Genomic DNA, 7,717 nt, shown 5'->3' with positions numbered 1-7,717 from the left:
CTATGAATTCGCGTCCTACTGCGCTGATATCCTCGGAATCAAGAATCTGGCGGGGATTAGCCACCCGGTTGTCGATTTTCTGGTCCACACCGCCCTGTCTGCAGAGGAAGAGGCCGAGTATGTGCTCAGTCTTCAAGCACTGGACAGGATGTTGCGCTACCAGCATTACGGCGTCCTGAATTACCATATTCGCCATCACCGGGTTGCCTGGTGGGACCGATTTTCCCGTCCCCCGGAACCGATCCCGTTCGGGTTAGGTCTGGATACCTGGTGGATGAAAAATAAATAACGCGCGCACGCTCCACGCTGGCATGTACAAGCCTGGCCACACTGATTCCTGGTGGGCCAGCACCAATTACGCGACGATACCGGGAGTAGCGACAGACATTGTTGCGCTAGCCCGTTGCATGTTGCCAGTGAGCGTGCCGCATCAAAAAGGAGTCATTATGGCCATTCACAGCACTGTGCTGCGTGGGCTGTTTGTTGGGCTGTGTGCGTTCACAGCATTGGCACATGCCGAAACCCACAAGAGCCATGCCATTGCCATGCATGGCGAGCCCAAGTATTCCGCCGGATTCTCGCATTTTGATTACACCAACCCCAGCGCCCCCAAAGGCGGCGAGCTGCGGCTGCATGTGATTGGCGGTTTCGACTCTCTCAACCCCTTTGTCTCCAAGGGCCGCGCCGCCGCCGGCATGGCGTATCTGGACAACTCTTATCTATACGATTCACTCACTGTGCGCGGTGAAGACGAACCCTTCACCCAGTACGGATTGCTGGCGGAAAGCATCGAATGGCCGGATGACCGCAGCTGGGTGCGCTTTCATTTGCGCGAGGAAGCCCGTTTCGCAGATGGAGAACCCGTGCAGGCCGACGATGTGGCCTGGACCTTTGACACCCTGATGGAGAAAGGCAAACCTTTCTACAGCTACTACTACGCAGCCGTTGAACGCGTGGAAATCAACGATCCGCGCACCGTTACCTTTCACTTCAAGGCCAGTGACAACCGGGAACTACCCCTGATTATCGGCCAGCTCCCCGTGCTGCCCAAACACCACTGGAAAGACCGGGAATTCGACCAGGATGGCATGCAGCCCCCTCTTGGCTCTGGGCCTTACAGCCTGGCCGAAGCGAAACCCGGCAAGAAAGTGGTTTACCAGCGCCGCAAAGATTACTGGGCGCAATCGCTACCTGTCATGAAGGGACGAAACAACTTCGATCGCATCATCTATGATTACTATCTGGATGAAACCGCCGCGCTGGAAGCCTTCAAAAGTGGTCGCTACGACTGGCGCCATGAAAACAATTCAAAACTCTGGGCCACAGCTTACCGGGGCCCGGCCTTCGAAAACGGCAAGATTGTTACCGATGAAGTCAGCCACGGAAATCCTTGGGGCGCACAGGCTTTCATCTTCAATCTGCGCAAGGAGTTGTTCCAGGATGAGGCTCTGAGAGAGGCGATTGCTTACGCCTTTGACTTCCAATGGTCCAACGACAATTTGTTCTACGGACAGTACAAACAGAACCGTAGCTACTTTGATAACTCCGAAATGGCCGCCACCGGCCTTCCCTCCAAGGCAGAATTGGCACTGCTGGAGCCATACCGGGAGCAACTTCCAGAAGCGGTTTTCAGCAAGGAATATCAGCCACCCAAAACCGATGGGTCCGGTCGTCCCCGTGAGAACCTGCGCAAGGCATCCATGTTGCTCAAGGAAGCCGGCTACCAGCTCCGTGACGGCCAGCTTTATACCCCAGACAACAAACCGGTTCGCTTCGAGTTTCTACTCAGCTCTCCGGCCTTTGAACGCATCGTTCTGCCTTTCTCCCGTAACCTGAAGGCACTGGGTATTGTTGCCAACGTGTCCAAGGTCGATTCATCCCTGTGGGTTGAACGCATCCAGAATTTTGATTTCGACATGATTGTCTATCGTATGGGGCAATCCAGTTCACCGGGTAATGAACAACAGGAATACTGGTCTTCCGAGGCTGCCGACCAGCCCGGCAGCCGCAACCTGATCGGCATCAAGAATCCGGTTGTAGATGCGCTGGTGGATAAGATCGTCGCAGCCCAGACCCGTGAAGAACTGATCACCCGCTGCCGGGCCCTGGACCGGGTGCTGCAGTGGCAACATTACAGTGTCTTCAACTGGTATTCGGACCAATACCGACTCGCCTACCAGTCCCGCCTGCGACACCCTGAACTTGGCAAGTACGTTGGCATGGATGCGGCCCTGGACACCTGGTGGGATAGCACAGCGAAATGATGCGCTACTACATTGCCAAACGGCTGCTGCTGGTTCTTCCTACCCTGTTCGGCATCCTGCTGCTGAATTTTCTGGTGATACAGGCAGCACCTGGCGGGCCGGTGGAAAAGACCCTGGCGGAACTGCAGGGAATCGGTGGCGGCGGCACCGGCAGCAGTTTTGCCGGCGGCAGTGCGGACACCGTCAGTGGCGGCGAATACCGGGGCTCCCGGGGGCTACCACCGGAGCTGGTCGAGCGCATCGAAAAGATGTACGGCTTCGACAAGCCTGCCCATGAACGTTTCTGGTTGATGATCAAAAACTATTTCAGCTTTGATTTCGGTGAATCCTATTACCGGGACCGATCCGTCACCGAACTGATTGTAGAACGCTTACCGGTGTCCATCTCGCTGGGGCTGTGGAGCACGCTGATCGCCTACATGATTTCCATTCCACTGGGCATTCACAAGGCAGTCAGAGATGGCTCGCGCTTCGATGTCTGGTCGAGCACCGCCATCATTATCGGTTTTGCCATCCCCAGCTTTCTGCTGGGTATCCTGCTGATCGTGCTGTTTGCCGGCGGCTCCTATTTCGAGTGGTTCCCGCTTCGCGGGCTCACCTCCGACAATTTTGATGAACTGAGCCTGTTCGGCAAGATTATCGATTACGCCTGGCATATTACCCTGCCCACTATCGCCATCGTGGTCGGCAACTTCGCCACCTTGTCCATGCTGACCAAAAACTCCTTCATGGACGAAATCCGCAAGCAGTATGTGCAGACTGCTCGAGCGAAAGGACTTAGCGAGAAGCAAGTGCTCTACGGGCATGTGTTCCGCAACGCCATGCTGATTATCATCGCCGGCTTTCCCGCCGCCTTTATCAGCATGTTCTTTACCGGTGTGCTGCTGATCGAATTCATCTTCTCCCTGGATGGCCTTGGGCTGCTGGGCTTTGAATCCGTGATCAATCGCGATTACCCGGTGGTCTTCGGCACCCTGTTCATCTTCACCCTGATCGGCCTGCTGCTGAAACTGGTCAGCGACCTGACCTATATGTGGGTGGACCCGCGTATCGACTTTGAGCGGAGGGACAACTGATGACTCTGCCCTCCCTGCGTTTCAGCAATCCGGTCTCGGCCCGCCAGTGGCAGGCTTTTCGCAGCAACCGGCGGGGCTACTGGTCGTTATGGATTTTCCTGGTGCTGTTTATCCTCAGTCTGGGCGCCGAATTCATCGCCAACGACAAGCCTCTGCTGGTCCACTATGACGGCGACCTCTACACCCCGGTATTCAAGGCCTACCCGGAAACCACCTTTGGCGGTTTTTTTGAATCAGAAGCCAATTACCGGGACCCGGTGGTGAAAGACCTGATCGAAGAGAACGGCTGGATATTCTGGCCACCGATTCGCTTCAGCTATAACACCATCAACTACGACCTTAGCGAACCGGCACCAGCCCCTCCCTCAACGGAAAACTGGCTTGGCACCGATGATCAGGGTCGCGATGTGGCCGCCGGATTGATCTACGGCTTTCGTATTTCCGTGCTGTTCGGGCTCATGCTGACCCTGTTCTCCAGCATCGTCGGCATTATTATTGGTGCCATTCAGGGCTACTACGGTGGCTGGCTGGATCTGGCCGGCCAGCGCTTTCTGGAAATCTGGTCAAGCATGCCGACCCTGTTTCTGATCATCATCATTTCCAGCTTCGTGGCACCCAGCTTCTGGACCCTGCTGATCATCATGCTGCTATTTTCCTGGATGGCACTGGTGGATCTGGTGCGGGCAGAGTTCCTGCGCTGCCGCAATATGGACTACGTGCGCGCCGCCCACGCCATGGGTGTACGCACACCGGTGATCATGTTCCGCCATATGCTGCCCAATGCCATGGTGGCCACCATTACCTTCCTGCCTTTCATTCTCAATGGAGCTGTGGTGACGCTCACTTCCCTGGACTTTATCGGTTTCGGGCTACCCCCGGATGCCCCGTCCCTGGGCCGTCTGGTGGGTCAGGGGAAAGCCAATCTACACGCTCCCTGGCTGGGAATCAGCGTCTTTGCCACGCTCACAGTCATGCTGACCCTGCTGGTGTTTATCGGCGAAGCCGTCCGTGATGCGTTCGACACGAGGAAGTTTCTGCAATGAGCCTCCTATCCCTGCGCGGCCTGACCATTCGATTCGGCCAGGATGTGGCCGTGGACAACCTGTCCCTGGATCTGGAACCCGGCCACATGCTGGCGCTGGTCGGCGAGTCCGGTTCCGGCAAATCTTTGACCGCGCTGTCGATGCTTGATCTGTTGCCGGATAGTGCCAGTTGGCACGCCGAGGCACTGACCCTGGATGGTGAAAACCTGCTCGGGCTCACGGAAAACCGCAAACGGGCCCTGCGCGGGGGCCGTATCGGCACTATTTTCCAGGAGCCTCTCACGGCCCTGAATCCTCTGCATACAGTAGAGAAACAGATCAGCGAAAGCCTGTTTGTCCATCAAGGCATGAGTCGCCCCAAGGCCCGTAAACGCTGCCTGGAATTGCTCGGCCAGGTGGAGCTTCCTGCCACCACGGAAATGCTGGGACGCTATCCTCACCAGCTCAGCGGCGGCCAGCGTCAGCGGGTAATGATTGCCATGGCCCTGGCCAACGATCCGCAGATCCTGATTGCCGACGAGCCCACCACTGCTCTCGACGTGACCGTTCAGGAAACCATTCTGACGCTGATCAAACGATTGCAGAACGAACTGAACCTGTCGATTCTGCTAATCAGCCATGATCTTGCGGTGGTCAGCCGCTTTGCCGATGACATCCTGGTCATGCACCACGGCAAGAAAGTGGAGGCCGGCCCCACGGCACAGGTGCTGGCAGAGCCCAAGGAGGCCTATACCCGCCATCTGATCAGCTCGGAGCCCCGTGGCCAGATGCCGCCGCTGGCGGAGGGTGCACTGCTGCTGCTGGAAGCCAGTGCCATGGCGGTTACCTTCAAGGAAAAGCGCCAGAGCCTGTTCGCCCCTGCCCGGTTGATGCGAGCAGTGGATGAGATTGATCTTTGCGTCAGGCGCGGCGAGACCCTGGGCATTGTCGGCGAATCCGGCTCCGGCAAATCCACCCTGGCCCTCGCGTTGTTGCGCCTGGTAAAAAGCCAGGGGCAGATTCTCATGGACGGCACCGACCTGCGCCAACTTAACCATCGACAACTGCGTGGCTGGCGTAGCCGCCTGCAGGTAGTCTTTCAGGATCCGTTCGGCAGCCTCAATCCACGCATGACGGTAGGCCAGATCGTGGCAGAGGGCCTGGCTGTGCATGCCAGCAGCATGCCTCGACAGGAAAGGGACGCCAAAGTCATTCAGATGCTTGAAGAGGTGGATCTACCAGCAGAAGCCCGCCATCGCTATCCCCATGAGTTTTCCGGTGGCCAGCGCCAGCGCATCGCCATTGCCCGCGCCCTGATCATGGAACCGGAGCTATTGATTCTGGATGAGCCCACTTCGGCACTGGACCGGAGTGTGCAGTACCAGATTCTGGAGTTGCTGAAATCACTGCAAAAGAAACACGATCTCAGCTATTTGTTTATCAGCCATGACCTGAAAGTGATTCGTTCTATCTGCCACCGGGTCATGGTCATGAAGGATGGCAAGGTGGTGGAACAAGGCGACACCAACGCCATTTTCGACCAACCGCAGCACAGCTATACCCACAAGCTGATGTCCGCCGCCTTTGCCTGAATGGAAGCCGCAGGGAAACACACCGTTGCATTTGGCAGCCCGTGAAGAGGCGTCAAACCCTGTTTAATTGCCTATACTTGGCCCAGTCGTTATGTTGGCCACCAATCGGAACAACCAGAACCACGAGGGATGACCATGGGATTTCTAGCAGGCAAACGCTACCTGATTGTCGGCGTCGCCAGTGACCGCTCCATTGCCACCGGTATCGCCGAAGCAATGCATCGCGAAGGCGCCGAGCTGGCCTTTACCTACCAGAACGAGAAACTGAAAAGCCGTGTCGTGAAAGCGGCCGAACGCTATGGCAGCAACGAAACACTATGCTACCCCTGCGATGTCGTCAGTGACGAAGAGATCGAGGCAGTATTCACGGCTCTGGGCGATCAATGGGATGGGCTGGATGGGATTATCCACGCGGTGGGCTTTGCACCTGGCAGCGAGCTGGATGGCAACTTTGCGGAAGTGGCAACCCGTGAAGGCTTCCGCATCGCCCATGATATTTCCAGCTACAGCTTCGTTGCCCTGGCCAAGGCCGGGCGTCAGATGATGGCCAACCGCAATGGCTCCCTGCTGACACTCACCTATCATGCCGCGCGCCAGACTGTGCCGAACTACAACGTGATGGGTCTGGCCAAGGCCAGCCTGGAAGCCTCTGTCCGTTATCTGGCTTCCAGCATGGGGCCTGACGGCATTCGTGTGAACGGGATTTCCGCCGGCCCCATCCGCACCCTGGCGGCATCCGGTATCAAGAAGTTCCGCAGCATGCTGGACTACAACGCCGCCAAGGCACCGTTACGCCGGAATGTGACCATTGAGGAGGTGGGTAATGTTGCCGCTTTCCTGTGCTCTGACCTGGCATCCGGTATCACCGGCGAAATCACCTATGTGGATGCCGGTGCCAGCACGGTATCCATGCCTTTTGAGCTTGAAAACGAGTAAATCAGGGAAAGGAATTGCGGCAAAAAAAAGCTCACCAGCGATGGTGAGCTTTTTTTGTTTCTACCGATCGATTACTGATCGGCTGAACTGCTACTCAGACGTTCCGGATTAATATCCACATCGCCTTCGTCGCGCAACAGTGCAACCACCTGACGGAAGTTACGTTGCCCTTCGATATTTCCCAGCTCAAGTAGCGCAGCCTGTTGCTGGGCGTCGGAAAGCGGTTCGGCATTACCGTCTTCCACACGAGTTACCTGATAGGCAACCAGGGAGCCGTCACCCACGCGGGTCAGTTCGATAGCGGAACTTTCCCCTTCCTCTGTCTTCGGCAGTGCAAAAGCGCCGCTGACCACTTCCATGGAAGGTTCTGCCCCGCCACGTTGAAGGCCTTCCTGCTCTTCAATCCCGGTCTCGAACAAAGTAGCGATCTCATCCAGCGTCGCGCCCTGCTGCAATTTTTCCTCTGCCTGCGCTGACAATTGCTGCACCTTGTCAGCGGCCCGCTCACCCTTGAGGCGCTCGCGAATCGCGAAGGAGACATCTTCCAACGGAAGTGGCTCCGCCGGCTTGTCGTCGAGGATACGTACGGCCAGGTACTCACCAGGGGCGGTCTCGATCAGATCACTGTTGTGGCGATCCTTGCGAACCTGATCACTGTTGAGAGCTTGCTGCACCTGACGAGCAGACAACGGCTCAGGTAGCGACGACAGGGACACCCAATCGGTGATGACTACCTCAATGCCAACCTGCTCAGCGGGAACGCTCATGTCGCTGTGCTCATACAGCAGCTCTTCGAGGCGTGCCACATCTTCATTCAGCAGGGTTTC

General features: G+C 56.9%; 5 protein-coding genes and 2 pseudogenes. 6 read left to right on the top strand and 1 reads right to left on the bottom strand.

Annotated features, from left to right (window positions below):
- The 6 genes and pseudogenes from ACFE0K_RS06620 to ACFE0K_RS06595 all read left to right on the top strand — a co-directional run.
- Positions 1-289: pseudogene (locus ACFE0K_RS06620) on the top strand (ABC transporter substrate-binding protein); the annotation flags it as partial.
- 157 nt (positions 290-446) lie between these two features.
- Entirely contained in the window at positions 447-2,264 is a 1,818-nt protein-coding gene (locus tag ACFE0K_RS06615) for an extracellular solute-binding protein (protein ID WP_434535309.1), read from the top strand.
- Positions 2,261-3,340 carry a microcin C ABC transporter permease YejB gene (locus ACFE0K_RS06610; RefSeq protein WP_434535308.1) on the top strand — a complete coding sequence of 360 codons (1,080 nt, stop codon included), beginning with the start codon at positions 2,261-2,263 and terminating at the stop codon, positions 3,338-3,340. The genes ACFE0K_RS06615 and ACFE0K_RS06610 overlap by 4 nt, the downstream gene beginning before the upstream one ends.
- Positions 3,340-4,383 (top strand): ABC transporter permease, encoded by a 1,044-nt coding sequence (locus ACFE0K_RS06605; RefSeq protein ID WP_434535307.1) that lies wholly within the window; start codon positions 3,340-3,342, stop codon positions 4,381-4,383. Before ACFE0K_RS06610 ends, ACFE0K_RS06605 begins: the two co-directional genes overlap by 1 nt.
- The gene (locus ACFE0K_RS06600) at positions 4,380-5,954 is read left to right on the top strand and encodes an ABC transporter ATP-binding protein (protein ID WP_434535306.1); all 1,575 of its coding nucleotides are present in this window, start codon (positions 4,380-4,382) and stop codon (positions 5,952-5,954) included. Before ACFE0K_RS06605 ends, ACFE0K_RS06600 begins: the two co-directional genes overlap by 4 nt.
- Positions 5,955-6,089: 135 nt before the next feature.
- Complete coding sequence (locus tag ACFE0K_RS06595; protein ID WP_434535305.1) at positions 6,090-6,890, top strand: enoyl-ACP reductase FabI; 801 nt, start codon at positions 6,090-6,092, stop codon at positions 6,888-6,890.
- A gap of 71 nt (positions 6,891-6,961) precedes the next feature.
- On the opposite strand, the pseudogene ACFE0K_RS06590 reads toward ACFE0K_RS06595, so the two are convergent.
- Positions 6,962-7,717, bottom strand: a pseudogene (locus tag ACFE0K_RS06590) (SurA N-terminal domain-containing protein); the annotation flags it as partial.

The sequence above is a fragment of the Alcanivorax sp. genome (assembly GCF_051117345.1).
Classification (GTDB): domain Bacteria; phylum Pseudomonadota; class Gammaproteobacteria; order Pseudomonadales; family Alcanivoracaceae; genus Alcanivorax.
Note: the sequence above shows the minus strand (reverse complement) of the source record. Positions and strands in the feature narration are given on the sequence as shown.

Bases quoted from the DNA above. Each gene is read 5' to 3' on its own strand.
- ACFE0K_RS06610 (WP_434535308.1), top strand. From the start codon at position 2,261: ATGATGCGCTACTACATTGCCAAACGGCTGCTGCTGGTTCTTCCTACC.
- ACFE0K_RS06605 (WP_434535307.1), top strand. From the start codon at position 3,340: ATGACTCTGCCCTCCCTGCGTTTCAGCAATCCGGTCTCGGCCCGCCAG.
- ACFE0K_RS06595 (WP_434535305.1), top strand. From the start codon at position 6,090: ATGGGATTTCTAGCAGGCAAACGCTACCTGATTGTCGGCGTCGCCAGT.
- ACFE0K_RS06600 (WP_434535306.1), top strand. From the start codon at position 4,380: ATGAGCCTCCTATCCCTGCGCGGCCTGACCATTCGATTCGGCCAGGAT.
- ACFE0K_RS06615 (WP_434535309.1), top strand. From the start codon at position 447: ATGGCCATTCACAGCACTGTGCTGCGTGGGCTGTTTGTTGGGCTGTGT.